The sequence below is a fragment of the Stenotrophomonas sp. 96582_Sma genome (assembly GCF_056480905.1).
The window spans coordinates 4,143,689-4,168,944 of the sequence record NZ_CM151122.1 but is presented as its reverse complement, the minus strand read 5'-3'; the positions used below and the strand labels follow the sequence as shown (position 1 = coordinate 4,168,944).

Sequence of the window (25,256 nt, the reverse complement as noted above, 5' to 3'; positions counted from 1 at the left end):
CCCGCGCTACCGGATGCGGTGCGCCACCAGCAGCCAGCTGTTGAACGGGGTACGCCCGTGCAGCGGCCGGGGCGACGTCACCTGCAATCCGGCCTCGATCAATGTCGCCTGCAACACCTGCGGATCGGGATAGTGGCGCGGTCGTGTGCCCATCCAGCCGATCAGCCAGGCCAGCCGGTCGGCCACCCGCGTGGTGCGGTCGCGGCCATCGCCGGTGGCCAGCGGTGTGCGCAGCAACAGGCAGCCGCCGTGGGCCACCTGCGCGCTGGCCGCGCGCAGCAGGGCCTGCTGTGGGCCCGCGTCCAGATACTGAAGCACGTCCAGCAGCAGGACGTGCCCGGATTGGGCCGGCAGCGGCGCCTGCACATCCACGCAGTCGAAGCGCACGTCCTGCAGGTGGGTGGCAGCACGTTGCGCGCGGGTGATCTTGCCGGCATCCACGTCCACGCCCAGGTAATGCTGGGTACCGCCGCGCTGGCGCAGCACATGGGCGAACAGGCCCAGCCCGCAGCCCAGGTCCAGCACCGGCTGCCCATCGTCAGGCAGATGCTGCAGCACGCCGTCGTACAGCGGATCGCTGCCAAGTTTGCCGCGTGTGTAGTAGTAGTCGCGGCGGCTGCCCCAGACCTGCGCCGGCCGGAATGCGTCGGCGATCAAGCGGGCTTGCGGGGCCGCCAGGGGAGTGCAGGGCAGGGGCGTGCCAGTCCGTGGCGTGCCGTCCATCGCCTCAGTCCGTGCCGCCAAGCAGGTGCGCGGCCACCGGCAGGGCGCGCGCGCTCCACAGCGCGTACATCCGCGCCGAAGGGTGCAGGCCGTCCTCGGCAATCATCGTCGGGTCTTCGCCCTGCGCGCGGCTGATATCGGTGATGTCGACGAAGGCCACGCCCTGCTGGGTGCTGATCACCTCGGCAGCCGCGTTGAACTCGTCGGTCTCGATCTCGATGGCGGCCAGGTCGCGGCCACTGCCGGCGCCGAACGGGGTCGCACCCCAATCGGGGAAGGACAGCACCAGCACGCGGCCGGCGTCACCGCCAGCGAAGCCGATCGCCCGCTGCAGCAGGGCCTGGAACTGGCTGCGGTATTCGTCCAGCGGACGCCCGCGGTACTGGTTGTTGACGCCGATCAGCAGGCTGACGAAATCGAACGGCCCCTGCGGCGCGGCCGCATCGATGCCCGCATCGAGTTCGTCGGTGGTCCAGCCGGTGGTCGCAATGGTCTGCGGATCGGACAGCTCAGTGCCCTGTGCACGCAGTGCGGCAGCCAGCTGGTGCGGCCAGCGGCCTTCGACTGCAACCGCTTCACCGATGGTGTACGAATCGCCCAGCGCCAGGTAGGACAGGGTCACAGGTCAGGCCACCGAACGGCGCGGCTTCAGCGGCACGACCTTGGTCGCGTCCTCGGCACGGCGGGCCAGGGCACGGTCAATGCGCGCGAATACATCGCGCATCACCGAGGCTTCCGGCATCAGGGTCACGCGGAAATGGTGGCGGTAGGGCACGTTGAAGCTCGAGCCCGGCACCACCAGCACGCCCTCGTTGTTCATCAGGTCCAGCGCGAAGTTGTGGTCGTCGAAGCCCTTCGCCGCAGCGCCGACCACGGCCGGGAACGCGTACAGCGCGCCGGCCGGCGCGACCAGCGACAGGTGTTCGCTGGCTTCGCAGGCTTCGATCACCGCACGGCGGGTTTCGTACAGGCGGCCGCCCGGCGTGCACAGCTCGGAAATGGTGTCCGGGCCGTTCACTGCGGCCTCGATGGCGTACTGGCCCGGCACGTTGGCGCACAGGCGCAGCGCACCGAGCAGGTCCAGCGCCGCGCGGAAGTCACCCAGGCGGGCATCGTCGCCGCTGAGGTGGGCCCAGCCCACGCGCCAGCCGCAGGCGCGGTGCACCTTGCTCAGGCCGCTGAAGGTCAGGCACGGATGATCACCAGCCAGCGGTGCGACCGGCTGGAACACCGCGTCGTCGTACAGGATCTGGTCGTAGATCTCATCAACCAGCAACAGCAGGTTGTGGCGGCGCGCGATCTCCACCACGCGCTCCAGCAGTTCGCGTGGGTAGCTGGCGCCGCTGGGGTTGTTCGGGTTGATCAGCACGATGGCGCGGGTGCGCGAGGACACCAGCGTCTCGATCTCGCTCGGGTCCGGCTGGAAGCCGTTCTCCGGTGCGCAGCGGTAGTACACCGGGCGGCCATCGTTGAGGATGGTCGAGGCCGACCACAGCGGGTAGTCGGGCGAGGGCACCAGTACTTCGTCGCCGGGATTGAGCAGCGCACGCAGCGACAGGTCGATCAGTTCGCTGACGCCATTGCCGAGGAAGACGCGGTCCGGATGGGCATCGGGCGCGCCACGGCGGGCGTAGTAGCTGGCGATGGCTTCACGCGCGACCGGCAGGCCCTGCTGGTGCGTGTAGGGGTCGGTGCGGCCCATGTCGTCGGCGATCGCACGCTGAAGGTGCTCCGGCGCGCGGAAACCGAAGGCGCCGGGATTGCCGATGTTGAGCTTGATCAGCTTGCGGCCCTGCGCCTCCAGCTCCCGGGCTCGCCGCGCCAGTTCTCCGCGGATTTCGTAGCGCACTTCGGAAAGGCGCTCGCGGATGGCCAGGGGCTTGGGCGAGTTGGTGGACATGGGAGCTGGGCCGTCAAAAGGCATGGGGCTTCCATCCTACCGGAATTGCTGCAATGCATGGCAAGGGCTCCGGGCCCGTCATTGCTGGGCTGGCAGGGCGCCGGCACTGGTAGAATGGCGGCGATGACCCAGACCCCCGATTTCATCGCCCTGCAGACCATTGGCTGGCCCTGGCCGGGCCCGGCGCAGCAGGCCGACTGGCAGGCCGCGATGGCCGCACATCCGCAGGCCCGCCCGGCACGGGTGATCGAACAGCACCGCACCCACTACGTGGTGGCCGATGGCCCGGATGCGTCGATCAAGGCCGAGTCGCTGCCGGAATGGCAGCGCCCGCGCTTCCCCAGCCATGAACGGCCAGCGGTGGGTGACTGGGTGCTGCTCGATGGCATCCGCATCGTCGCCCTGCTGCCGCGGCGTACCGCGATCAAGCGCGGTGCGGCCGGCGAGCATTACCACCAGCAGGTGATCGCCGCCAACATCGATACGGTGTTCATCGTCTGTGGTCTGGATGCCGACTTCAATCCGCGCCGCATCGAACGCTACCTGCTGCTGGTCGGTGGTGGCGGTGCAGAGCCGGTGGTGGTGCTGACCAAGGCCGACCAGACCGAGTACAGCGAAGACGCACTGGCGGTGCTGGAAGAGCTGGAGATGCAGGGCATCGCGCTGCATGCGATCAACGGCCTGGATGCCGACAGCGTGGCGGTGCTGCAGCCGTGGCTGGGCCCGGGCCGCACGGTGGTGCTGGTCGGTTCCTCCGGTGCCGGCAAGTCCACGCTGACCAACACCCTGCTCGGCGAGCAGCGGATGAAGACCAACGCAGTGCGCGCCAACGATTCGCGTGGACGCCACACCACCACGCACCGCGCGCTGATGCCGCTGCCGACCGGCGCCTGCCTGATCGACACCCCCGGGATGCGCGAGCTGAAGCCGACCGGCGAAGAGACCCTGTCCGAGGGTGGGTTCGCGGACATCGAAGCGCTGGCCGCACAGTGCCGTTTCAACGACTGCAAGCACCAGCAGGAGCCGGGCTGTGCCGTGCGTGCAGCGATCGAGGCTGGCGAGATTGAAGAGAGCCGGCTGCTGAACTACTTCAAGCTGAAGGAAGAAGTGGCCGCCGCCGCCGCCAAGCTGGCAGTACGCCAGGCCGAGACCGCGCAGGAACGCGGTGGCAAGAAGGGCAAGGGCCAGCAGTTCCGCCCGGCAGGCAAGCCGCGCAGGCGTTGATCGGTATCGCGGGGTCGGATCCCATTGCACCGCAATGGGCTCTGCCCCCTGCAATGAACCTGCGTCTGCCTGCTTCGGGTGGGTGCCAACTGCCCGCTCCTGGTAGGTGCCAACCTTGGTTGGCACGGATGTATCCGAAGTCCGCCTCTGCCCGCTCCTGGTAGGTGCCAACCTTGGTTGGCACGGATGTATCCGAAGCCCGCCTCTGCCCGCTCCTGGTAGGTGCCAACCTTGGTTGGCACGGATGTATCCGAAGTCCGCCTTCGGCGGATGCCAACCAAGGTTGGCAGCTACCCGATCCATTGCACCTACCAACGCGCGGGCAGGGCGCTATAGTCCGCGCATGGAACCGACTGCGACGCTGGACCGTGACGTGGCCCACCATGCAGCGCTCGATGCGCGCCTGGTCGAGGCCGTGGGAGGCATCCGCCTGCTGGGCCTGACCAGCTGGCCAGCGACGCTGCAGGCACCGTTCCTGGCCAGCGTGGCACGCGGCCAGCCGGTACTGCCGAAGGTGGACTACCCGAAGCTGGATTTCAGCGAGGAACGTCGTGCGCTGGCCGCGATTGCCGCCGACTGCGACGACAGCCATCCACTGGGTCACTACGTGCGGCAGTCAGCGCAGAGCTGGGACCTGGCTGCGCAGCTGCTGGAAGGACTGGGCACTGCCGCCGTCGACTCCTGTTCGGTGCAGCTGTTCGGCGCCCCCGAGCAGCCGTTGCCGGGCAATGGCCCGAGCACGCGCGAAGCGGCGCGCCACTTCATCCAGATCGCCGCCGAGCTGGACCACGAACTGCTGGCACCGGAAGAACAGGTGCCGGTCTCGGCCATCGCGCTGCAACTGCAGCTGCAGAACGATCTGGACGCGTTCTTCGAATCGCGCATCATCCAGGTACAGCTCGACCCGGAGCTGGTGTCCAAGGCCGCCGCCGGCCCGACCCGCATCCGCCTGCGCACCAGTGCACGCTTCAGCGCCTACGACCGCGCGCAGCTGTTCCACCATGAAGCGCTGGTGCATTCACTGACCGCCCTGAACGGCCGCGAGCAGCCGGTGCTGCCCAGCCTGGCACTGTCCTCGCCGCGGGTGACGGCAACCCAGGAAGGGCTGGCCACCTTCGCCGAGCAGATCACCGGCAGCATCGACATCGAGCGCCTCAAGCGCATCAGCCTGCGTACCGAAGCGATTGCGATGGCCCGCGAAGGTGCTGATTTCATCGAAGTGTTCCGCTATTTCTGCGATGCCGGGCAGAACGCGGAAGAGAGTTTCGCTTCGGCGCAGCGCGTGTTCCGTGGCGTGCCGCCCAGTGGCGGCCTGGCCTTCACCAAGGACACGGTGTACCTGCGCGGCCTGGTGTCGGTGCACACGTTCTTCCGCCACATGCTGGCCGAGGACCGCCTGCAGGTCTGCCGCTGGTTGTTTGCCGGCAAGATGAGCCTGACCGATGCGATCGCGTTCGCGCCGTTGTTCGATGCGGGGGTGCTGAAGCCGCCGCGTTGGCTGCCGCACTGGGTGAGCCGGGCGAATGGCCTGGCCGGGATGCTGGCGTTCTCGCTGTTCGCCAACCGGATACGGATGGACCAGCTGGCGCCGGAATGAAATGCGTTGGCGGACCCGCCAGCGCCTGCCTGCTATCGGTGGGGAGGAGGCGGGGCACCCTGGCCAGGACACGCAAAAGCCCCTCCATGGTGCTCGATGGCGCCATCCATGGCGCCAACGGTCCTGACCAGGGTGCCCCGCCTCCTCCAGACAGTTTCCTGCGGGCGCGGCAGCAGGCCCACCAGAGGGATTGCGTTTGAAAAGCTTGAAAAGCAAAGCGCCGGGCACTGCCCGGCGCTTTGCTTTTGCTCTTGCTTTCAATTGTCTCCGCGCCGGCGCGGGGAACTGTCCAGCGTGGGTAGGCAGGCCCATGCAGGACCGTGAGGCGCATGGATGCGCCGATCGAGCCCCCATGGATGGGTTTACGGCGTGTCCTGCATGGGCCTGCCTACCCTCGCCATGCAGGAACAATCAACGCGCCGCAGCGCCCGCTTTCGATTTAGAACTCCGCCGCCACCGTCATGAACAACTGCCGCGGCGCGCTCGCGTGGATCGCATAGCGCTTGCCCTCCGGATCGGTCGGTGCGAACGAACTCAGCTGGCCCGCATAGCGCTTGTTGGTCAGATTGGTCGCGTTCAACGACACCCGCACATTGCGCAGGCCCAGGCCCGGGCCGAAATCGTAGCCCGCACCGGCGTCGAAGGTAGTCACGCCCGGCACCGACTGGTCGTTGGTGTAAGTGTAGTAGCGCTTGCCGGTGTACTTGGCACGCAGGCTGGCGAAGAAGCCATCGCGGTTCCAGCTGATTTCACTGGAGGCCATGCGCTGCGGCGTATCCACGGTGATCTTGCCGGCCACCGGCACTACCGCGCCGCCGGACAGGTAGTCGTCCTCGTAGGTGGTCTTGTTCCAGGACAGCGCGTTGTACCACTGCAGGCCGTCGATCGGCTTGAGGATGAAGGTCAGTTCCGCGCCGTAGCTCTTCACCGAACCGACGTTGATGAAGCGCGTCACGCACTCCGGACGCGTGCCGACTTCGATGCTCGAGCACGGGTTCAGCGACAGCAGGCGGTTGTCGAACTTCACGTTGTAGCCCGCGATCGACGCCTGGTACTTCTCGCCGAAGGTACGGAAGCCGGCTTCCAGGCTCTTGGACTTCTCCGGCTCCAGCCCGGCACTGGCCGCGAACGATTCCGGCGACACCTGCAGCGGGCCGCCGCTGCCACCACCGACGAAGGCGGCGATGTTCTCGGCGTAGGAGGCGAACAGCTCGTTGTTGGCGTTGAGCTTGAAGCCCAGGCCCAGCTGCGGCAGCACCGATTCCTTGGCGGTCAGCGTGCCCGAGGCGATGCTGGTTTCCACGCCGGGGTTGGCGGTGGCGCGCATGCGGGTGTTGGGGCTCTTGATGCCCACGTCCACGGTCAGGCGCTGGTCCAGGAAGCGCATGCGGTCCTGCACGTAGAACTGGCGCGTGCGGATGTCGAAGTCCTGGTTGAACAGCAGGCGGTCCGGGTTCTTCAGGTACAGGTCGTCCAGGAACGGGCCGCTGATGTAGTAGAAGTTGCGCGACACGTTGTGGTCGTTCTGCTCGTACCACAGGCCGGCTTCCAGCTCGTGGATACCGACCGTCCACGACAGTGCGGCGGTCAGGCCATCGCGGTTGATCGTGTAGTTGGTGCTGCGGATCGAGATCGGCAGCATCTTGTCGGTACCCGGGTAGGACGGCTGGCCCGGTGCCCACCAGTGGCCCTGGCCACGGTTGTCGTGGTGGTAGGCCAGCAGCTTCAAGCGACCCTGCTCACCCAGGCGCAGGTCGGCATCCACCGAGTACAGGTTGTCGTCACGCAGTGCACGGCTCTGGTAATACGCATCGTCGATGCTGGTGACGCCACCGCTGAACTTGCACTTGCTGCGGTCCAGAGTGCCCGGCGCGCAGTACGCAGCAGCCACGGCTCGATCCCAGTCCGGCGCGTAGATGTTCCAGTCATAGCCCAGGCCACGTGCCAGCATGTCCTTGGACAGGTAGGCGTAGTTGGCCTGGCTGGCGCGCGAGGTGGCCACGAACGCACCGAAACGATGGTCGCCCACGTTCCACACCGCCTTGGCGTTGAACTGGCGGGTGGTCTGGTTCTGGTACGGCGCAGCCCACATGTCCTGGTCCTGGTGCACGCCGGACACATAGGCCGAGAAGCCGTTGATGTCGCCGGTATCCACGCGCAGGTAGCCACGGCGCTGGCTGTTGTCGCCAACGGTGACGCTGGCGCGACCGCCGAATTCGGTGGACGGGTCCATCGAGAAGTACTGGATGGTGCCGCCCAGGTTGCTGGTCGAGGCCACGCCCAGCGAACCGATGCCCTGCGACAGCTCGGCGCCGGCCAGGTTCTCGGCGATGATCGCGCGGGCGATGCTCAGGCCGTTGTAGTTGCCGTAGCTGTTGTCGCCCAGCGGGATGCCGTCCAGCGTGTAGCCCAGGCGGCTCTTGTCGAAGCCACGCAGGCTGATGGTCTGCGATTCCTCGTTGGCACCGAAGGCGTCGTTGGACTGCACCGACACGCCCGGCAGGCGATCGAGGATCTTCTGGCCGCTGGTGCCCGGCGGCAGCACCTGCTTGTCGACGGCGTTGATGCGCTGCACCTGGCGGGTCTCGCCCTGGCCGATCACGGAGACGGTATCCAGCGTCTGCGCGCTCAGCGCGGCATCGGTGCTGGCGCCGGTATCGGCGGCGGTGGCAGCATGGGCGCTGGCGGCGGCGGAAAGCGCGATCGCCACGGCGATCGTCAGGTGTCGGGTCTGCATGGTGGTCCGTTGCATTGGGGGTGGTCACCGGCACGCGTGCGCGGTGCATGGCCACTATGCGAACGGAACATGAAACCTTCTTTACGGAAAACCAACGAACGATGCAGGGCAGTGGTGTGCGTCCTGCAACCTGTTCGTCATGGTGGTATGCCGGAGAGAATCAGAAGCGCTCACCGGGCCACCTGAATTTGAGCTGGTCCATGCAGTCACGATCATGTTCGGAGAATGAGAACCCGATCTGGATGCCGTTCAGTACCGTGCCGAACACCGTCGACTCGTCCAGACTATGCCCTGACGGGACGGAAAGGACGTTGAAGTCGGGGTAGCGACGACCCATCTGCTTTCGCGAGATGCAGGCGCCGCCCAGCGACAGCGTAATGCCTTTGATGATTCGCCCCGACGCGTCGGTGTGGATCTGGCCAGAAGGCCCCTTGATCCTTCCGGCGACCACGAATGGCGCCAGATCGATGGTGGCGCTGTCGCCCCGGCCCCTTCCTGCTTCCGAACGCGAGCCGGCCGGAGCCAGTGGTGACAGCTGCGCGACAAGGTCAGAGCGTGCCAGCTGCAAGGACCAGCGCTCCGCGAGCCGCCAGGTTGCGTCCGCCTCTTCTGCAGTGGCAGCGGGTGGGGTTGCCGCCAGTGGCGTGGTGGCGACCGCAAGAAGCGCAATCAGCATTGCACGCATGCCAACCTCCTTGATCCGCGATATCAGCCGTTCGTCCATTGGGCGCGGCAAGCGCTGGCAGCTATAGCACCGGTTCTGCCGATGCATCGGGAAGTGCGTCTCAGAAATGCAGAAACAAAAAGGGGCCGGATCCCCCTCGCGAACGAAGGTTCACCGGCCCCGCGCACTCCGTGGGGGAGGCGGTCCACGCGCTGCGTGGAGACGGGCTCAACCCATGTACAGGCCACCATTGACCGGATAGTCGGCGCCGGTCACGTACGAGGCTTCATCCGAGGCCAGCCACGCGCACAGGCCGGCTACTTCCTCCGGGCGGCCGAGGCGGCGCACCGGCACCGACGCGGCCAGCCGGTCCAGCACATCCGGCGGGAAGCTGCTGATCGCCTGGCTGGCGATATAACCCGGCGACAACGTGTTGACGGTCACCCCGCGCGAGGCCACTTCCGCGGCCAGCGCACGGCTGAAACCATGCATCGCGGCCTTGGCGGTGGCGTAGTTCACCTGGCCGATCTGGCCCTTGTGGGCGCTGACCGAACCGATGTTGATGATGCGGCCCCAGCCCCGCGTGGCCATGCCGTCCACCACCTGCTTGGTCAGGTTGAACAGCGCATTGAGGTTGGAGGCGATCACCGCGTTCCAGTCTTCCACCGTCATCTGCCGGAACAGCAGGTCGCGGCTGCCGCCGGAATTGTTGACCAGTACATCCACCTCGCCGACTTCGGCGCGGACCTTGGCGAACGCCGCGCTGGTCGAGGCCCAGTCGGTGGCGTTGCCTTCGGAGGCGATGAAGTCGAAGCCCTGTTCGCGCTGCTCGCGCAGCCAGTTGGCCTTGCGCGGTGAGTTCGGCGCGCAACCGGCGACCACGGTGTGGCCGCTGCGGGCCAGGCTCTGGCAGATGGCAGTACCGACACTGCCCATGCCGCTGGTGACGTAAGCGATTCGAAGCGTCATTGCAGAAGGCTCCTTGGTAAGGGGTCAGGCCGCGAGCGGGTACAGGCCGAACAGCAGGCTGCCGACCATCAGCAGCATCGAGATGGCGATGGCCCACTTCAGGGTGAACTTCTGGTGATCGGCGAACTCGACCTTGGCCAGGCCAACCAGCAGGTAGGTGGACGGCACCAGCGGGCTGAGCAGGTGCACCGGCTGACCGGCCAGCGAGGCGCGCGCCATTTCCACCGGGGTGATGCCGTAGTTGCCGGCGGCTTCGGACAGGATCGGCAGCACGCCGAAGTAGAACGCGTCGTTGGACATGAAGAAGGTGAACGGCATCGACGCCACCGCCGTGATCACCGCCAGGTACGGCCCCCACGATTCCGGGATCACCGCCAGGAAGCTGTGCGACATCGCTTCGACCATGCCGGTGTTGTTGAGGATGCCGGTGAAGATGCCAGCGGCGAAGATCAGCGACACCACCGACAGCACGTTGCCGGCGTGGTTGACCACGCGGCGGCGCTGCTCGGCCAGGTTCGGGTAGTTGATCACCAAGGCGATGGCGAAGCCGACCATGAACAGCACCGGCATCGGCAGCACGCCGATGATCAGCGCGGTCATCAGCGCTACGGTCAGGGCCAGATTGACCCACAGCAGCTTCGGACGCTTGATGTCCTCGGCGTCTTCCACGGTCGGCAGCGGGTTGCTGTCGTCGGACACGCTGTTGTCCATCCAGCTGCCGCCCTTGGGCAGGGTCACCACGCCGAGGCGACGGCGTTCCTTCAGGCCCAGGTACCAGGCCAGCAGCAGCACGCCAGCACAGGCGATCACCATCGACGGGATCAGCGGCACGAATACATCGGCCGGGTCCACGTGCAGCGCGGTGGCCGCGCGGGCGGTCGGGCCGCCCCACGGGGTCAGGTTCATCACGCCGCCGGCGAGGATGGTCACGCAGGTCATGTTCAGCGCGTTCATGCCCAGCCGCTGGTACAACGGCAGCATCGCCGAGACGGTGATCATGTAGGTGGTCGAGCCATCACCGTCCAGCGAGATCAGCATCGCCAGCACCGCGGTGCCGAGCACGATCTTCATCGGATCGCCCTTCACGAAGCGCAGGATCACCCGCACCAGCGGATCGAACAGGCCGGCGTCGATCATCACCCCGAAGTAGAGGATGGCGAACATCAGCATCACGCCGGTGGGCGCGATCTTCTTGATGCCCTCCAGCATCATCTCGTCGATGTTGGCGCCGAAGCCGCCGATCAGCGCGAACAGGATGGGGATGGTGATCAGGGCGACGAGCGGCGACAGGCGTTTGCTCATGATCAAGTACATGAACGTAATGACCATGCCAAAGCCGAGGATGCTCAGCATCATCTGCGGACTCCTTGCGAAAACAGGACGTGGGGGAGTGGAAGGGGCCCGGGCGGCATGCCCGGAACATCAGGTCTAGAAGTCGTACTGCAGGCGGCCGGTGACCGCACGCGTGCGGTCCACCGTGATCCCGGCGAGGCGGTCGCGGTTGCGGCTTTCGATCACGTTGAGCATGAAGCGCAGGTTGTCGCGCAGGTACCAGTTGCCACCCAGCGTCCACGCTTCGGTGCTGCCGCGGCGCAGGTCCGGTGCACCATCGAGGTGCTGTGCGCCCCACATCTGGTCGTAGCGCAGCGCCACTTCGAAGGCACCGGCCTTGTGCCGGATGTCCTTCACCCGCGCGAAGCGGCCGGTCTTGCGGTCGTAGGCGCGGCTTTCGCCGGTGACGAACCAGCTGAGCATGCCGTAGGCGGCCATTACGTCGCCGCGCTGCGCGCCGTCATCGAAGGTGGCGCCACTGAACTCGCCCTGCCACGACAGCGGGCCGCGCACCTGCGCGTATTCCAGCGACCACTTGTTGACATCGGTATCGCGGCCGGCGGAGAAGTCGACCAGGGTCAGGCGGCTCTCGTCGGACAGGTGGCCGGCCGGGCGCGGGCGGATGCGCAGGCCAGGCACGCCATTGGCGCCGGGGTTGTCGTAGGCCTCACGGGCCAGCGACAGGCCCAGGTGCAGCACGTCGCCATCGCTGGGCGAGGGCGCCCAGGTGACGCGGCCACCGGCGGCGCGGCCCTTCACCTGCCAGGCGTCGATGCTTTCCAGGCTGTAGATTCTGGCCGCCCAGGTGAAGTCGCCGGGGTTGGCCTGCCACGATGCGCCCAGGCGATACAGCGGCGCCAGCGTGGTGCCAGCGTTGCCGCGCTCCAGGAAGCTGCCGTAGTTGGAGCTGGTGCGGTCATCCAGCGAGAAGTACTGCTTGAACTGGCCCACGGTGAGCTTGCCGGCCTTGCCGAAGCTGCGTGCCAGGTACACGTCCTTGGCCTCGACGCGGTCGCCGGAGAAATCGGCTTCCAGCTTGTAGTCGACCACGAAGAACTTGCCGGACACATCGACCCAGGCACGGCGGATCTCGGTGTCATCCTTGTTCGGCGTACCGCGGTTGTCGTTGTCGAAGGTGGCGAAGTCCAGGTGCAGGCGGCCTCCGAGCGAAGCCGTGACCGGACGATCGTCTTCGGCGGCAAAGGCCGGCGCCGACAGGGCAGCCAGCGCCATCATGGCGGCAGGGCGCCGCCAGGCAAACGTGAATTCCACAAACCCTCCCAGGTGCGCGCCAGGCGCGCGGCAATCGTGGGCACCGGACGGTGCGCGGCCGCAGTCTGGGTTGCCGTAGCTGTCATCGTCCTGTCAACGGATTGTGCGGTGCAGCGTAAAACCGGCCACTGCGCTCACTGGGCCACGCCCGGCAAGCGCGGCGGCGGCATGCGGTAGCATTCGTTTCCCCTCCCACCCCCGTGCCCATGCGCCTGCTGCTGGTCGAAGACAACCCGGATCTGGCCGATGCGATCATCCGCCGCATGCGCCGCAGTGGGCACGCCGTGGACTGGCAGGCCGATGGCCTGGCGGCCGCCAGCGTGCTGCGCTACCAGAGCTTCGACCTGGTGGTTCTGGATATCGGCCTGCCCAAGCTCGATGGCCTGCGCGTGCTGGCCGGCATGCGCGAGCGCGGCGACAGCACACCGGTGCTGATGCTGACCGCGCGCGACGGCATCGAAGACCGTGTGCAGGCGCTGGACGTCGGCGCCGACGATTACCTGGGCAAGCCGTTCGATTTCCGCGAGTTCGAAGCGCGCTGCCGCGTGCTGCTGCGACGCGCGCGCGGCCAGGCCAGCGAAGTGGTGCAGATCGGTGGCTTCCAGTTCGACAATGCCGCGCACCGGGTCAGCCTCGACGGCGAACCGATCGAACTGCCGAACCGCGAGTACCGGCTGCTGGAGATTCTGGTCGGCCGCCTCGGCCAGGTGGTCGGCAAGGATGAGATAGGCAATGGCCTGTTCGGCTTCGACGATGAAGCCGGCCCGAATGCCATCGAGCTGTATGTGGGGCGCCTGAGAAAGAAGCTGGCCGCCGCGCCGCTGCGCATCACCACGGTGCGCGGCGTCGGCTACCTGCTGGAAACCAGTGATGACAGCACCGACGCCGATGCCTGACGCGCGGACCGCGAACGCCGCACCGGGCTCGCTGCGGCGCACGCTGCTGCTCTACCTCGGCGCGTTGCTGGCGGTGTTCGCGGTGGCTCTGCTGTTTGCCGCGCGCGGCTATGGCCAGCGCGCCGCCAACCGTTCCTACGATCACCTGTTGGTGTCCTCGGCGTTGTCCATTGCCGATTCGGTGGCCCTGGTCGATGGCCAATGGCAGGTCGATCTGCCCTATGCGGCGCTGGACCTGCTGGCGATGGCCCCGGAAGACCGCGTGTTCTATCGGGTCGCCGACAGCCGTGGCAACCTGATCACCGGCTATGGCGACCTGCCGGCGCCGCCGCGCCGGCCCGGCACGCAACCGCAGTTGTTCGATGCCGCCTACAGCGGCGAGACCGTGCGCTTCGTGGTGGTCGGCCGCAGTTTCGCCGCCGCCTCGGCGCAGGGCGAGGTACAGGTGCAGGTCGGCCAGACCCGGCGTGCGCGTGAAGCGGTCGCGCAGGACATGGTCAACCGCGCACTGCTGGCGATCGGTGTGCTGTCCGGCCTGCTGCTGGCGCTGGTGGCCTTTGGCGTGCATCGCGCATTCCGGCCATTGGTGCGGGTGGAACGCGAGCTGTCACGCCGCGAGCCCTCTGACCTGAAGCCGCTGGATGCCCGTGTACCGCGCGAGATGGACCAGATGGTGGCGGCGTTGAACCGCTTCATGGAACGGCTGTCCAGCAGCAACGAGACGCTGCGCGCGTTCATGGCCGAGGCCGCGCACCAGATGCGCACGCCGTTAGCGGCATTGCGTGCGCAGGCACAGCTGGCGTTGGATGACGACGATCCCGAAGACATGCGGCGCAGCCTGCAGGCGATCGAGCGCAACGCCACCCACATGAGCCGGTTGTTGAATCAGTTGCTCAGCGATGCCAGCGTGATCCATCGTTCGCATCTGCAGCGCTTTGCTGCAGTGGATCTGGCCGAGACCGTGCACCAGGCCCTGCATGAAGCGCTGCCGCAGGCCGGCCCGGCGCCGCGCGTGCAGCTGGCGATGACTGCCGAGCCGGTACAGGTGCATGGCGATGCGCTGCTGCTGCGCGAGGCGATCAAGAACCTGGTCGACAATGCACTCAAGTACGGCGGCGACGGTCCGTTGCAGATCGCATTGACCGTGGAAGGCGGGCAGGCCGTGCTGACCATCGCCGACCACGGTGCCGGCATTGCCGCCGCCGATGCCGAACGCGTGTTCGAGCGCTTCGCCCGTGGCGAGGGCGCGCCGTCCGGCGGCGCCGGGCTGGGCCTGGCCATCGTCAAGCGCGTGGTCGACAGCCATGGCGGCCGCATCGATCTCAGCAACCGTCCGCAGGGTGGTTTGATCGCTACCATCCGCCTGCCCCGGAGCAGTTCATGATCCGCCTGTTCGCCACCGCCGTTGCCCTGCTGTTGGCCCTGCCGGTGCTGGCCGCGCCCGGCGATGTGCGCCGTTTTCCCGCACAGGCAAAGACCACGGCGCAGCTGCGCATCCACGGCACCACCGACATCGAAGTGTTCGCGGTGGTCATCGCCGACTACCAGCGGCTGCACCCGGGCACCGAAGTGGTGTACGAGGACATCATCACCCAGGACCTGTACGCGCGGTACCTGCACGACCGCGGCGGACCGGCATCGCCGGACCTGCTGATCTCCAGTGGCATGGACCTGCAGACCAAGCTGGTCAACGATGGTCATGCACTGCCGCACCGCTCCGCTCAGACCACCGCGCTGCCGGCCTGGGCGCAGTGGCGCAACGAGGCATTCGGCATCAGCTATGAGCCGGTGGTGATGGTCTACAACACCCGCGCGCTGACGGCTGCGAGGGTGCCGCACACGCGCCGGCAACTGCTGGACCGGTTGCGCGCCGAAGGTGCACCGCTGCGCGGCAGGGTCGGCACCTATGACATCGAACGCAGCAGCGTCGGCTACCTGCTGTCAACGCAGGATGCGCAGCGTGGCAGCATTGCCGGTGCGCTGCTGGGCGCGCTGGGCGACAACGACGTGGTGCGCGAGGAGCGCACCGGCGTGCTACTGGACAAGGTGGCCAGCGGACAGCTGTCGCTGGTCTACAACGTGCTCGGCTCTTACGCGCAGGCGCGCATCGACGCGGGTGCTCCGCTGGCGATTGTGGAGCCTGAGGACTACACGCTGGTGGTACTGCGTACCGCGGTGATTCCACGCACCGGCCCACACCCGGAAGAAGCCCGGCGCTTCCTCGACTACCTGTTGTCGCCGCGTGGCCAGCAGGTGCTGTCACGCGAGGCACGGCTGATGCCGATCGTGACCGGCAACGCACGTGGCGACGATGCACCCGGCCGCAGCCGTCGCCCGATCCAGCTGGGCCCGGGCCTGCTGGTGTACCTGGATGCACTCAAGCGCCGCCAGTTCCTCGATGCCTGGCGCAGCAGCGTGGAGCCGGCAGGGCGCTGAGGCGACGGCCTGCCCGTACAATGGCGGCATGAGCGAATACACCATCCTGATCGCCGATGACCACCCGCTGCTGCGTTCGGCGGTGGTGCAGTCATTGCGGCAGAGCCTGCCGCTGGCGCAGGTGCGCGAGGTCGCCAGCGCCGAGGCATTGGCCGAAGCCCTCGACGCGCACCCGGACGTGGACCTGGTGCTGCTCGACCTGACCATGCCCGGCGCGCACGGCTTTTCCGCGCTGCTGCACGTGCGCGGCTCGCATCCGGACATTCCGGTGGTGATCCTCTCGTCCAACGACCATCCCCGTGTGATCCGCCGCGCGCAGCAGTTCGGTGCTGCCGGTTTCATTCCGAAGTCGGCTCCGGCCGAGACCATCGGCGAGGCGGTGCAGACTGTGCTCGATGGTGGCCTGTGGTTCCCGGCGATGGCCGCCGAGCGCTCGGAGGCCGATGCGCTGCTGGCCAGCCGCCTGGCCCAGCTGACCCCGCAGCAGTTCCGCGTGCTGCTGTGCCTGGCCGATGGCCTGCTCAACAAGCAGATCGCCTATACGCTGGGATTGGCCGAGAACACGGTGAAGGTGCATGTCACCGCGATCCTGAAGAAACTCGAGTGCCATAGCCGCACGCAGGCGGCGGTGCTGGTGAAGGCGCTGGAGCCCGAGGGCGACGCCGGCATCGGGTTGTAGTTTCCAGCCAACGGCGCAGCCCCTCGTGGGTGGACACGTAGAGCAGTTCATGGGTGAGGCCGGGCAGGTGGACTGCGCAGGGGCCGCTGCAAGTACGTCCATGTAAGCTCGGTCGCCGCATCCATGCGGCTCACGCCCCTGCGCAGCCCACCTGCCCGGCCACGGACAGGTTCCGTGCGCATCCATCCACGGAAGAGAAAAGAACATCAAAAGCAAAGGCAGCCTGGCAGGCCGCCTTTTGTAGAGCCGAGCCCACGCTCGGCTGCTTTGCGGTCAGTCCGCGATGCCGAGCATGGGCTCGGCTCTACACGAGCAAGCGCAGCGCGCGACCGGCTTTTGTTCTTCTTTTTCTTCTCCGTGGGTGGCAGGCCACCGAAATCTGTCAGAGGCCGGTCGGGTTGGGTTCGCGGGGGTGTCAGCCGCATGGATGCGGCTGCCAAGCCTCCAGGGATGGATTCACGGCGTCCCCCGTGCACCCAACCCGACCGGCCCACCACGGCTTTTGCTTTCCACGACCAACCAGACACCACCCACGAGGGGCCGCGCCGTTGGCTGGAAACTACCCGCGATGCCGGATCAACAACTGACTCATCAGCGCCCGCAGCGCCGGCGGCTTCACCGGCTTGGCCATCATTCCCCAGCCACGCTCGGCGGCCATCTCGCGCAATCCCGCATCGCGCTCGGCAGTGACCAGCACCACCGGCGGTCGGGCCCGCCACAGCTCTGCCAATGTCTCGTACAGCACCGGGCCGTGGTGGTCACCCATGCGCACATCCAGCAGCACCAGCTCCGGCACGGTTGCCGTCGTGGCCAACTGCAGCGCTGCCTGCGGGCCATCGGCCAGCAGCACCTCGCAGCCCCACCGCTCCAGCAGCGCGCGGCTGGCCGCGCACACGTGCGGATCGTCATCGATTACCCACACACGGCGCCCTCGCAGCGGGTTGTCCGCCGCCGGTTCCTGCGCCAGCACCGGCGCGGGCGCGGTGGCGGGTATCGCGCTGGCGTCGCCGAACGGCACGCCCACGGCGAACACGCTGCCCTGGCCCAGCTGCGAGCGCAGCCGGATCGGATGTCCGAGCAGGCGGCCGATGCGGTCGACGATGGCCAGGCCAAGCCCGGCACCGCGCTGCTGGCCGTCGTGCAGGCGGCGGAATTCCTCGAAGATCTCGCCCTGCAACGCATCGGGGATGCCGGGGCCCTGGTCGTGCACTTCGATCCACAGCAGGCCTTCGCGGCGACGGCAGCCGAGCAGCACACGGCCGCGTTCGCTGTAGCGCAGTGCGTTGGACAGGAAATTCTGCAGGATGCGGCGCAGCAGCGCTTCATCGCTGACCACCACGGCATCGGTATCGACCCAGTCCACCACCAGGCCACGTGACTGCGCGGCGATGCCGAATTCGCGCGCCAGCGTCTGCAGCAGCGGCCCGAGCCGGAACGCCTGCACACGGGTCGGCAGGCTGCCCGATTCCAACCGCGCGATATCCAGCAGGCTGTTGAGGATCGCATCCTGCGCGGCCAATGCAGCGTCGATGTGATCGCTGGTCTGCTGTTGCGCCGGGTCGCTCAGCTTGCCGCGCAGCACCGAGACGAACATGCGTGCTGCGTTGAGCGGTTGCAGCAGGTCGTGCACGGCCGAGGCGACGAAGCGGGTCTTGTAGCGATTGGCCTGCTCGGCTTCGCGACGTGCTTCGTCCAGGTCGTGGGTACGTTCGGCGATGCGGTGTTCCAGTGCATCGGCCAGCGAGCGCAGTTCGCGTGCAGCATTCTTGTAGCTGGTGATGTCGGCGTAGCTGGTGACGAAACCGCCGTCGGGCAGCGGGTTGCCGCGGATCTCCAGCACCGTACCGTCGTCCTTCTCACTTTCGCGCATGTGCGGACGGCCGCTGCGCAGGTGGTTGAGGCGACGCTCGATGGCCTCGTCGACCGGGCCGGGACCGAGCAGGCCACGGCGTGCGTTGAAGCGGAACAGTTCCTCGATGGGCCGCCCCACGCGCACCAGGTCCAGCGGGAAACGGAACAGTTCCAGGTAGCGCGAATTCCATGCGACCAGACGCAGGTCCCGGTCGATCACCACCACGCCCTGCGGCAGGTGTTCAAGGCTGCGGCTGAGGCCGCTGTCGGCATCGGTGGCGGCCTGCAGCAGGCCATCCTGTGCGGTGCGCAGTTCCTGTGCATGCTGCTTGAGCAGGGTTTCCAGCTCGCGGCGGCTGCGCAGGCGATGCTTGGCCAGGCGCCGGCGCTGCTGTATGAACAGCACCAGGAAGCCCAGCGCCAGCCATGCGGCACCTCCGGTAAGCGCGGCCGCACGGCCGGCGGCGGTGGCGGCACTGGCGTCGTGCAGCAGGTGCAGGTTCCAGTCTTCGGCCGGCAGCGCAAGGCTCTGCCACAGCATCGGCTGCGGCAATGCCGGATCCAGCAGGCGCACCATGCGGCCGCCATCGGCCAGTACATCCTCGGTACGTGCGCGCAGTGGCTGCAGGGTGCGATCGGCGTACTGGCGGGCGTCCAGCATCTCGCGGCGCTCATCGGCGCCCAGTGGGCGCAGCAGGCGGTAGCGCCAGCTGTCACGGTTGGCCAGGAACACCACGTCGTGGTCGTCGCTGGCCAGCACCACGTCAGGGCTGCTCAGCCACTCCTGCTCCAGTGCCGACAGCTCGACCTTGATCACCACCACGCCGAGCCGCCTGCCGTCTTCCTCGATGGCCTGCGACAGGTAGTAGCCGGGCACGCCGGTGGTCATGCCGATGCCGTAGAAGCGGCCGCGGCCCTGGGCCAGCGCCTGGCGGTAATAGGGACGATAGCTGTAGTTCTCACCGACGTTGGTGGTCGGCTGGTCCCAGTTGCTCGCCGCCACCGCCACGCCATCGTGACCGACCAGGGTCAGGGTCGAGGCACGGGTGACTTCATTGGCGCGTTGCAGCTTGAGGTTCAGCCGCTGCCGTTCGGTGGGCGAGGGCGGTACGCGCAGCGCGTGCAGCAGATCCGGATCCAGTGCCAGTACCTGCGGCAAGGTGCCGAAGCGGTCGATGCGCTGCTGCAGGCCCTGGCCATACAACTGCAGCTGGCGTTGTACCTGGCTGCTTTCCTCGCCGAGGGCGCGCCGCCAGGCGTAGTGGCCGGCGGCGACCGCACACAGCACGGTGCCGCCGACCATCACCGCGATGGTCAGCAACAGCATCCGGTGGCGGCTGAGCCAGTACATGGCGGCAGTCTACGCAGGGCCGGCGGGCGTGGCGTGCACGCCCGCCGGGATCTGACGTGGAAGGGGTCAGAAGTGCATCTGCGCGCGCAGTTCGAAGATCTCCGGCGTGCTGTGCACGCCGCGACGGCTGGCGTCGACCTTGACGTAGTTGGCCTGGAACTTGAAGTGGCTGGTCAGGTACCAGTTCGCACCCAGAGTGAGGTCGTGCTGGCGGCCGCCGAGGATGCTGCCATCGTCGAGGTCCATGCGGCTGTAACGGGCCACCAGTTCCACCGCGCCGTAGTCGTGCGCCGGCTTGATGTTGGCCACCGCACCGGCGTTGTACGGGCGCGATTCGCCGGTCAGCACCCAGCTCGCCATCGCGTACTGGCCGCTGCCGGTGTAGTCGGGCTTGCCGTCATGGCGGGTGACCGTGGCGCGCAGGGCTTCGGCCTGCACCGAGAACGGGCCGCGGATCCAGATGCCTTCCAGGCCGGTGCGGCGGATCTGGTCGGCGGTGACCAGCGCGCCGGAATCGACATAGCGGATGTCGGTCAGGCCGGCTTCCGGACGTGCGCGCAGGCGCGCGCTGGCCTCGTGGTGCACGTCGCGGCCATCGCTGTAACCGCGCGGATTTTCCTGCGAGTAGGCCAGGCCCAGGTGGATCACGTCACCCGGCGCCTTCACCGGGGTCCACACCGCACGCACGGCCTGGGTGGTGCCCGGGTTGTCACCCTGCAGGTCCTTGCCGCCATAGGCGCCGGCCTGCAGCAGGTACTGCGGGCGCTCCAGCACCCATTCCACGCCGGTGCGGCGGCCGGCGTAGAAGGCCTGCACCGGCAGCGCGGTTTCCAGGAAGCTGCCGGCGCGCGAGGACGTGTTCGCGTCCAGACCGACCGGGGTCTTCATGTAGCCGAAGCGGAAGCGGCCGATGTCGCGGCCGAAGAAGGCCTTGCTTTCAAAGCGCACGAACACGTCCAGCCAGGTATCGGACTGGAAGTCGTAATAGGCCATCGCGTCGTAGACGCCCTTCTTCTTCAGCGTCGCACCGAACTCCTTGCGGCGCACGGCGTCGTCGTCCTCAAGGCCGCTGTCCGAGGAGAAATCGTTGTAGTCGTAGGCGATGTTGGCGGTAGCGGCCAGCTCGGTGCCGTCGCCGAAGGCGTACTTGGTCGGCCAGTTGTCGAAATCGGCAGCCGAAGCGAAGGCGGGAAGCGCGGCCAGCGACAGGGCCAGCAAGGTGGGAATCGGGCGCATGTTGGGTGCGGCTCTCTCAGATTGCGTGTGGACAGGACAACAACGGCCGCAAGGGCCGGAACTTTCGCAATGACGCGCCCGGCCGTTCAGCTCGGGCCACCGGCCTCCCCGTGATCGGGCGGTGCGGCGCCAGTGTAGGCATCGCGGCCACCTGAACCGGGGGGCTAGTACCAATAGGTTATCTGCGCCAGCGTGCCCGGCGCGTACAAAGGCGTCCATTGGTCGCACCCCCTGCGCGTGCTGCACAGGGCCTGCGGTCAGTTTCCACGGTAACGGTTCCCGTGCAGTCCCGGGGCCGTACGTGCCTGAAAACGCCCCTTCCGGAGTCCGCCATGCACATCCCGACCGCAGCACCGGTGCCTGCAAAGCCGTTGCCGATCTATCGCCAGCTGTACTTCCAGGTGATCGTGGCGATCGTCCTGGGCGCCATCCTCGGCCACTACGAACCGTTGATCGGCGAGAAGATGAAGCCGCTCGGCGATGCCTTCATCAACCTGGTGAAGATGATCATCGCACCGGTGATCTTCCTGACCATCGTCACCGGCATCGCCGGCATGACCCACCTGCGCACGGTGGGCCGCGTATTCGCCAAGGCGATGGCGTACTTCCTGTTCTTCTCCACGCTGGCGCTGATCGTCGGCATGATCGTGGCGCACGTGGTGCAGCCCGGCGCCGGCATGAACATCAATCCGGCCGAGCTGGACCAGACCGCGGTGCACAGCTACGTCGAGAAGTCGCATGACCTGACCCTGGTCGGCTTCCTGATGGACATCATCCCGAAGACGCTGCTCAGCGCGTTCGTCGATGGCAACATCCTGCAGGTGCTGTTCGTGGCCGTGCTGTTCGGCATCGCGCTGGCTTCGGTGGGCGAGAAGGGCAAGCCGATCGTGAACTTCCTGGAGGCGCTGGTCGCCCCGGTGTTCAAGCTGGTCCACATCCTGATGAAGGCCGCGCCGATCGGTGCCTTCGGCGCAATCGCCTTCACCATCGGCAAGTACGGCGTTGGCTCGCTGATCAACCTGGCCTGGCTGGTGGGTTCGTTCTACCTCACCGCCTTCCTGTTCGTGGCGGTCATCCTGGGCCTGGTCTGCCGCCTGTGCGGCTTCTCGGTGTTCAAGCTGGCGCGCTACCTGAAGGCCGAACTGCTGCTGGTGCTGGGCACCTCCTCGTCGGAGTCGGCGCTGCCGTCGCTGATGGAGAAGATGGAACGCGCCGGCTGCAGCAAGTCGGTGGTGGGCCTGGTGGTCCCGACCGGCTACTCGTTCAACCTGGACGGCACCAACATCTACATGACCCTGGCCGCGCTGTTCATCGCCCAGGCCACCAACACCGAACTGACCCTGGGCCATCAGATTGCCCTGCTGCTGGTCGCCATGCTCAGCTCCAAGGGCGCGGCCGGCGTCACCGGCGCCGGCTTCATCACCCTGGCCGCCACCCTGGCCGTGGTGCCGGAGGTGCCGGTGGCCGGGATGGCGCTGATCCTGGGCGTGGACCGCTTCATGAGCGAATGCCGCTCGCTGACAAACTTCATCGGCAATGCCGTGGCCACGGTGGTGGTCTCGCGCTGGGAGGGGGCGCTGGACCGCAACCGCCTGAAGCTGGCGCTGGATGGCCGCGAAAGCGAACTGCCGCCGCTGATCGATGCCGTGCCCGAGGCGCTGCCGGCCAGGGGCTGATCCAGGTGTGTCGTACCGCGGGGCCGATCACGACAGTGGTACGGCCCCGCGGCGTTTCAAGGCGTCCCATGGCTGTCATGGGACGCACCGAAGCTGGTGTCGCGGTACCGTCGCATACGGCACGGAATTGTGCGGTCGCAGCATGCCTGCGACAGGATAGCGACAGGTCCAGACGCTCCAACGGGGGTATCATCCCCTGTCCCTTCTGCCCATTCATGTAACCCACATCGATGTCCAACGAAGATTTCAAACAGGCCGCCCTCGATTACCACCGGATGTCCCCGCCGGGAAAGATCAAGGTTTCCGCTACCAAGCCCATGCTGACCCAGCGCGACCTGTCGCTGGCGTATTCGCCGGGCGTGGCGTACGCCTGTGAAGCGATCAAGGCCGACCCGCAGCAGGCCAGCGAGCTGACCGCCCGTGGCAACCTGGTGGCGGTGATCTCCAACGGCACCGCGGTGCTGGGCCTGGGCAACATCGGCGCGCTGGCCGGCAAGCCGGTGATGGAAGGCAAGGGCGTGCTGTTCCAGAAGTTCGCCGGCATCGATGTGTTCGACATCGAAGTGGATGAAACCGACCCGGACAAGCTGGTCGACATCATCGCCTCGCTGGAACCGACCTTCGGCGGCATCAACCTGGAAGACATCAAGGCGCCGGAATGCTTCGTGGTCGAGCGCAAGCTGCGCGAGCGCATGAAGATCCCGGTGTTCCATGACGACCAGCACGGCACGGCGATCATCGTCGGCGCAGCGGTGCTCAACGCCATGGCGATCACCGGCAAGAAGATCGAGGAAGTGAAGCTGGCGACCACGGGCATGGGCGCAGCTGGCATTTCCTGCGTGAACATGCTGGTGCAGCTGGGCCTGAAGCCGGAGAACATCCTGGCCTTCGACCGCGAGGGCGTGATCCACACCGGTCGTACCGACCTGGACCCGGAAAAGCAGCGCTATGCGCGCGACACCGACAAGCGCACCCTGGCCGAGATCGTCGACGGCGCGGACATCTTCCTGGGCCTGTCTGCGCCGGGCATCCTGACTGCCGACATGGTCAAGACGATGGCGCCGGATCCGGTGATCTTCGCGCTGGCCAACCCGACCCCGGAAATCATGCCGGAACTGGCGCGCGCCGCCCGTCCGGACGCGATCATCGGCACCGGCCGTTCGGATTACCCGAACCAGGTCAACAACGTGCTGTGCTTCCCGTACCTGTTCCGCGGTGCGCTGGACGTGGGTGCCACCGCGATCAACGAGGAAATGAAGATCGCCTGCGTGCGTGCCATCGCGGCGCTGGCGCGTCGTGCGGCCACCGACATGGGTTCGGCCTATGGCGGCGAGACCCCGAGCTTCGGTCGTGAATACCTGATCCCGCGCCCGTTCGACCGCCGCCTGCTGGTGGAGCTGTCGGCCGCCGTGGCCCAGGCCGCGATGGACTCGGGCGTGGCCTCGCGCCCGATCGACGACATGGGCGCTTACCGCGACAAGCTGGCCCAGTTCGTCTACCGCACCAGCCTGATGATGAAGCCGGTCTACGACCGCGCGCGCAGCGACAAGCAGCGCGTTGTGTATGCCGAGGGCGAAGAGGAAGTGGTGCTGCAGGCGGTGCAGAACGTGGTCGATGACGGCCTGGCGCACCCGATCCTGATCGGCCGCCCGGAAGTGATCGAGTCGCGCATCGAGCGCCTCGGCCTGCGCCTGAAGATCGGCGAGAACGTTGAAGTCACCAACATCAACGACGACCCGCGCTTCAACGAGTACTGGCAGTACTACCACGGCCTGACCGGCCGTCGTGGCGTGACCGTGGCCGCGGCGAAGAACCTGATGCGTTCGCGCCCGACCCTGATCGCTGCAGTGATGGTGGCCCGTGGCGAAGCCGATGCGATGCTGACCGGCATCGTCGGCCGCTTCCACAAGAAGCTGGGTTACGTGCGCAGCGTGCTGCCGCTGGAGCCGAAGGTCACCTCGACCTCGGCGATGACCGGCGTGATCAACCAGCAGGGCGTGTTCTTCTTCGTCGATACCCACGTGCAGGAAGACCCGACCGCCGAGCAGCTGTGCGAAGCGACCCTGCAGGCGGCCTACCGCATGAAGCTGTTCGGCATCGAGCCGAAGGTGGCGCTGCTGTCGCACTCCAACTTCGGCAGCCACGATTCGAAGGACGCGCTGAAGATGCGCCAGGTGCGCGAGCTGCTGCTCAAGCGCAACCCGCGTCTGAACGTGGACGGCGAAATGCAGGGTGACACCGCATGGGACGAAGCGCTGCGCCAGAAGCTGCTGCCGGGCTCGACCCTGCAGGGCCGTGCCAACCTGTTCGTGCTGCCGAACCTGGAAGCGGCCAACATCGCCTACAACCTGGTGCGTGTGTTCACCGACGGCGTGGCGATCGGCCCGATCCTGATGGGCGTGAACAAGCCGGTGCACATCCTGACCACCAGCGCGACCTCGCGCAGGATCCTGAACATGACCGCCATTGCAGCGGTGGATGCGCAGATCCGCAAGCAGCTGGAAGCGGAAAAGAAGGCGTAAGCCTTCTTTCCAGCGTCAGCTGCAGAAGCGCGCCCCCCGGGGCGCGTTTCTGTTTCCGCAAAGCGGAAACGGGTAGTGCCGGCCGCTGGCCAGCAACCGCAATCATGTCCACCACCACCGCAGCCGGCCAGCGGCCGGCTCTACCGCCCGCCGGCCTGTGCCACACGCGTTACGCCGCCCGGTCATGTCCC

At 67.1% G+C, this 25,256-nt stretch carries 18 protein-coding genes; 8 read left to right on the top strand and 10 right to left on the bottom strand.

The window, feature by feature from the left end:
* Positions 1–6 precede the first annotated feature (6 nt).
* The 3 genes from ACZK2R_RS19430 to ACZK2R_RS19420 are packed head-to-tail and all read right to left on the bottom strand — an operon-like array spanning position 7 to position 2,623.
* Positions 7–723, bottom strand: coding sequence for a class I SAM-dependent methyltransferase (locus tag ACZK2R_RS19430; protein WP_180838238.1), 717 nt, complete (start codon positions 721–723; stop codon positions 7–9).
* Between the two features lie 4 nt (positions 724–727).
* Entirely contained in the window at positions 728–1,345 is a 618-nt protein-coding gene (locus tag ACZK2R_RS19425) for an SGNH/GDSL hydrolase family protein (RefSeq protein WP_071229632.1), read from the bottom strand.
* Positions 1,346–1,348: 3 nt separating this feature from the next.
* Positions 1,349–2,623 (bottom strand): pyridoxal phosphate-dependent aminotransferase, encoded by a 1,275-nt coding sequence (locus ACZK2R_RS19420; protein WP_032129867.1) that lies wholly within the window; start codon positions 2,621–2,623, stop codon positions 1,349–1,351.
* 114 nt (positions 2,624–2,737) lie between these two features.
* Between ACZK2R_RS19420 and rsgA the strand changes: the two genes are divergently transcribed.
* Positions 2,738–3,847 carry a ribosome small subunit-dependent GTPase A gene (gene rsgA, locus ACZK2R_RS19415; RefSeq protein WP_032129866.1) on the top strand — a complete coding sequence of 370 codons (1,110 nt, stop codon included), beginning with the start codon at positions 2,738–2,740 and terminating at the stop codon, positions 3,845–3,847.
* A gap of 343 nt (positions 3,848–4,190) precedes the next feature.
* Positions 4,191–5,444 (top strand): flavohemoglobin expression-modulating QEGLA motif protein, encoded by a 1,254-nt coding sequence (locus ACZK2R_RS19410; protein ID WP_125895588.1) that lies wholly within the window; start codon positions 4,191–4,193, stop codon positions 5,442–5,444.
* A 439-nt stretch (positions 5,445–5,883) separates the two neighbouring features.
* On the opposite strand, the gene ACZK2R_RS19405 is transcribed toward ACZK2R_RS19410, so the two are convergent.
* The 5 genes from ACZK2R_RS19405 to ACZK2R_RS19385 all read right to left on the bottom strand — a co-directional run bounded on the left by ACZK2R_RS19405 (position 5,884) and on the right by ACZK2R_RS19385 (position 12,382).
* Complete coding sequence (locus tag ACZK2R_RS19405) at positions 5,884–8,181, bottom strand: TonB-dependent receptor (RefSeq protein ID WP_180838237.1); 2,298 nt, start codon at positions 8,179–8,181, stop codon at positions 5,884–5,886.
* A 160-nt stretch (positions 8,182–8,341) separates the two neighbouring features.
* Positions 8,342–8,866 (bottom strand): hypothetical protein, encoded by a 525-nt coding sequence (locus ACZK2R_RS19400; RefSeq protein WP_180838236.1) that lies wholly within the window; start codon positions 8,864–8,866, stop codon positions 8,342–8,344.
* A 207-nt stretch (positions 8,867–9,073) separates the two neighbouring features.
* Positions 9,074–9,814: an acetoacetyl-CoA reductase gene (gene phbB / locus ACZK2R_RS19395; RefSeq protein WP_005419193.1), complete on the bottom strand. Its 741-nt coding sequence runs from the start codon at positions 9,812–9,814 to the stop codon at positions 9,074–9,076.
* Between the two features lie 24 nt (positions 9,815–9,838).
* Positions 9,839–11,167, bottom strand: coding sequence for a CitMHS family transporter (locus ACZK2R_RS19390; RefSeq protein ID WP_032130486.1), 1,329 nt, complete (start codon positions 11,165–11,167; stop codon positions 9,839–9,841).
* Between the two features lie 75 nt (positions 11,168–11,242).
* A complete protein-coding gene (locus ACZK2R_RS19385; RefSeq protein ID WP_478488039.1) occupies positions 11,243–12,382 on the bottom strand; it encodes an OprO/OprP family phosphate-selective porin in 1,140 nt (379 codons plus the stop codon).
* 242 nt (positions 12,383–12,624) lie between these two features.
* On the opposite strand from ACZK2R_RS19385, the gene ACZK2R_RS19380 reads away from it, so the two are divergent.
* The 4 genes from ACZK2R_RS19380 to ACZK2R_RS19365 are packed head-to-tail and all read left to right on the top strand — an operon-like array spanning position 12,625 to position 16,429.
* The gene (locus tag ACZK2R_RS19380) at positions 12,625–13,314 is read left to right on the top strand and encodes a response regulator (RefSeq protein WP_180838235.1); all 690 of its coding nucleotides are present in this window, start codon (positions 12,625–12,627) and stop codon (positions 13,312–13,314) included.
* Entirely contained in the window at positions 13,307–14,698 is a 1,392-nt protein-coding gene (locus ACZK2R_RS19375) for a sensor histidine kinase N-terminal domain-containing protein (RefSeq protein WP_180838243.1), read from the top strand. The genes ACZK2R_RS19380 and ACZK2R_RS19375 overlap by 8 nt, the downstream gene beginning before the upstream one ends.
* The gene (locus tag ACZK2R_RS19370) at positions 14,695–15,750 is read left to right on the top strand and encodes an ABC transporter substrate-binding protein (RefSeq protein ID WP_125895074.1); all 1,056 of its coding nucleotides are present in this window, start codon (positions 14,695–14,697) and stop codon (positions 15,748–15,750) included. Before ACZK2R_RS19375 ends, ACZK2R_RS19370 begins: the two co-directional genes overlap by 4 nt.
* A 28-nt stretch (positions 15,751–15,778) precedes the next feature.
* Entirely contained in the window at positions 15,779–16,429 is a 651-nt protein-coding gene (locus tag ACZK2R_RS19365; RefSeq protein WP_061479578.1) for a response regulator, read from the top strand.
* Positions 16,430–16,988: 559 nt separating this feature from the next.
* Here ACZK2R_RS19365 and ACZK2R_RS19360 read toward each other — a convergent pair.
* Together ACZK2R_RS19360 and ACZK2R_RS19355 are read right to left on the bottom strand one after the other, a co-directional pair.
* Positions 16,989–19,631: a hybrid sensor histidine kinase/response regulator gene (locus ACZK2R_RS19360; RefSeq protein WP_180838234.1), complete on the bottom strand. Its 2,643-nt coding sequence runs from the start codon at positions 19,629–19,631 to the stop codon at positions 16,989–16,991.
* 66 nt (positions 19,632–19,697) lie between these two features.
* Positions 19,698–20,867 carry an OprO/OprP family phosphate-selective porin gene (locus ACZK2R_RS19355; protein WP_180838233.1) on the bottom strand — a complete coding sequence of 390 codons (1,170 nt, stop codon included), beginning with the start codon at positions 20,865–20,867 and terminating at the stop codon, positions 19,698–19,700.
* Positions 20,868–21,199: 332 nt separating this feature from the next.
* Here ACZK2R_RS19355 and ACZK2R_RS19350 point away from each other — a divergent pair, with 332 nt between their 5' ends.
* Complete coding sequence (locus ACZK2R_RS19350; protein ID WP_049398388.1) at positions 21,200–22,543, top strand: dicarboxylate/amino acid:cation symporter; 1,344 nt, start codon at positions 21,200–21,202, stop codon at positions 22,541–22,543.
* Between the two features lie 230 nt (positions 22,544–22,773).
* Complete coding sequence (locus tag ACZK2R_RS19345; protein ID WP_032129106.1) at positions 22,774–25,065, top strand: NADP-dependent malic enzyme; 2,292 nt, start codon at positions 22,774–22,776, stop codon at positions 25,063–25,065.
* Positions 25,066–25,256: the final 191 nt, after the last annotated feature.

What these genes read in the sequence shown, in the direction of transcription:
- ACZK2R_RS19430 (WP_180838238.1), bottom strand. Translation starts at nt 723, where the DNA reads ATGGACGGCACGCCACGGACTGGCACGCCCCTGCCCTGCACTCCCCTG.
- ACZK2R_RS19420 (WP_032129867.1), bottom strand. Translation starts at nt 2,623, where the DNA reads ATGTCCACCAACTCGCCCAAGCCCCTGGCCATCCGCGAGCGCCTTTCC.
- rsgA (WP_032129866.1), top strand. Translation starts at nt 2,738, where the DNA reads ATGGCGGCGATGACCCAGACCCCCGATTTCATCGCCCTGCAGACCATT.
- ACZK2R_RS19410 (WP_125895588.1), top strand. Translation starts at nt 4,191, where the DNA reads ATGGAACCGACTGCGACGCTGGACCGTGACGTGGCCCACCATGCAGCG.
- ACZK2R_RS19405 (WP_180838237.1), bottom strand. Translation starts at nt 8,181, where the DNA reads ATGCAGACCCGACACCTGACGATCGCCGTGGCGATCGCGCTTTCCGCC.
- ACZK2R_RS19400 (WP_180838236.1), bottom strand. Translation starts at nt 8,866, where the DNA reads ATGCGTGCAATGCTGATTGCGCTTCTTGCGGTCGCCACCACGCCACTG.
- phbB (WP_005419193.1), bottom strand. Translation starts at nt 9,814, where the DNA reads ATGACGCTTCGAATCGCTTACGTCACCAGCGGCATGGGCAGTGTCGGT.
- ACZK2R_RS19390 (WP_032130486.1), bottom strand. Translation starts at nt 11,167, where the DNA reads ATGCTGAGCATCCTCGGCTTTGGCATGGTCATTACGTTCATGTACTTG.
- ACZK2R_RS19385 (WP_478488039.1), bottom strand. Translation starts at nt 12,382, where the DNA reads ATGATGGCGCTGGCTGCCCTGTCGGCGCCGGCCTTTGCCGCCGAAGAC.
- ACZK2R_RS19380 (WP_180838235.1), top strand. Translation starts at nt 12,625, where the DNA reads ATGCGCCTGCTGCTGGTCGAAGACAACCCGGATCTGGCCGATGCGATC.
- ACZK2R_RS19375 (WP_180838243.1), top strand. Translation starts at nt 13,307, where the DNA reads ATGCCTGACGCGCGGACCGCGAACGCCGCACCGGGCTCGCTGCGGCGC.
- ACZK2R_RS19370 (WP_125895074.1), top strand. Translation starts at nt 14,695, where the DNA reads ATGATCCGCCTGTTCGCCACCGCCGTTGCCCTGCTGTTGGCCCTGCCG.
- ACZK2R_RS19365 (WP_061479578.1), top strand. Translation starts at nt 15,779, where the DNA reads ATGAGCGAATACACCATCCTGATCGCCGATGACCACCCGCTGCTGCGT.
- ACZK2R_RS19360 (WP_180838234.1), bottom strand. Translation starts at nt 19,631, where the DNA reads ATGTACTGGCTCAGCCGCCACCGGATGCTGTTGCTGACCATCGCGGTG.
- ACZK2R_RS19355 (WP_180838233.1), bottom strand. Translation starts at nt 20,867, where the DNA reads ATGCGCCCGATTCCCACCTTGCTGGCCCTGTCGCTGGCCGCGCTTCCC.
- ACZK2R_RS19350 (WP_049398388.1), top strand. Translation starts at nt 21,200, where the DNA reads ATGCACATCCCGACCGCAGCACCGGTGCCTGCAAAGCCGTTGCCGATC.
- ACZK2R_RS19345 (WP_032129106.1), top strand. Translation starts at nt 22,774, where the DNA reads ATGTCCAACGAAGATTTCAAACAGGCCGCCCTCGATTACCACCGGATG.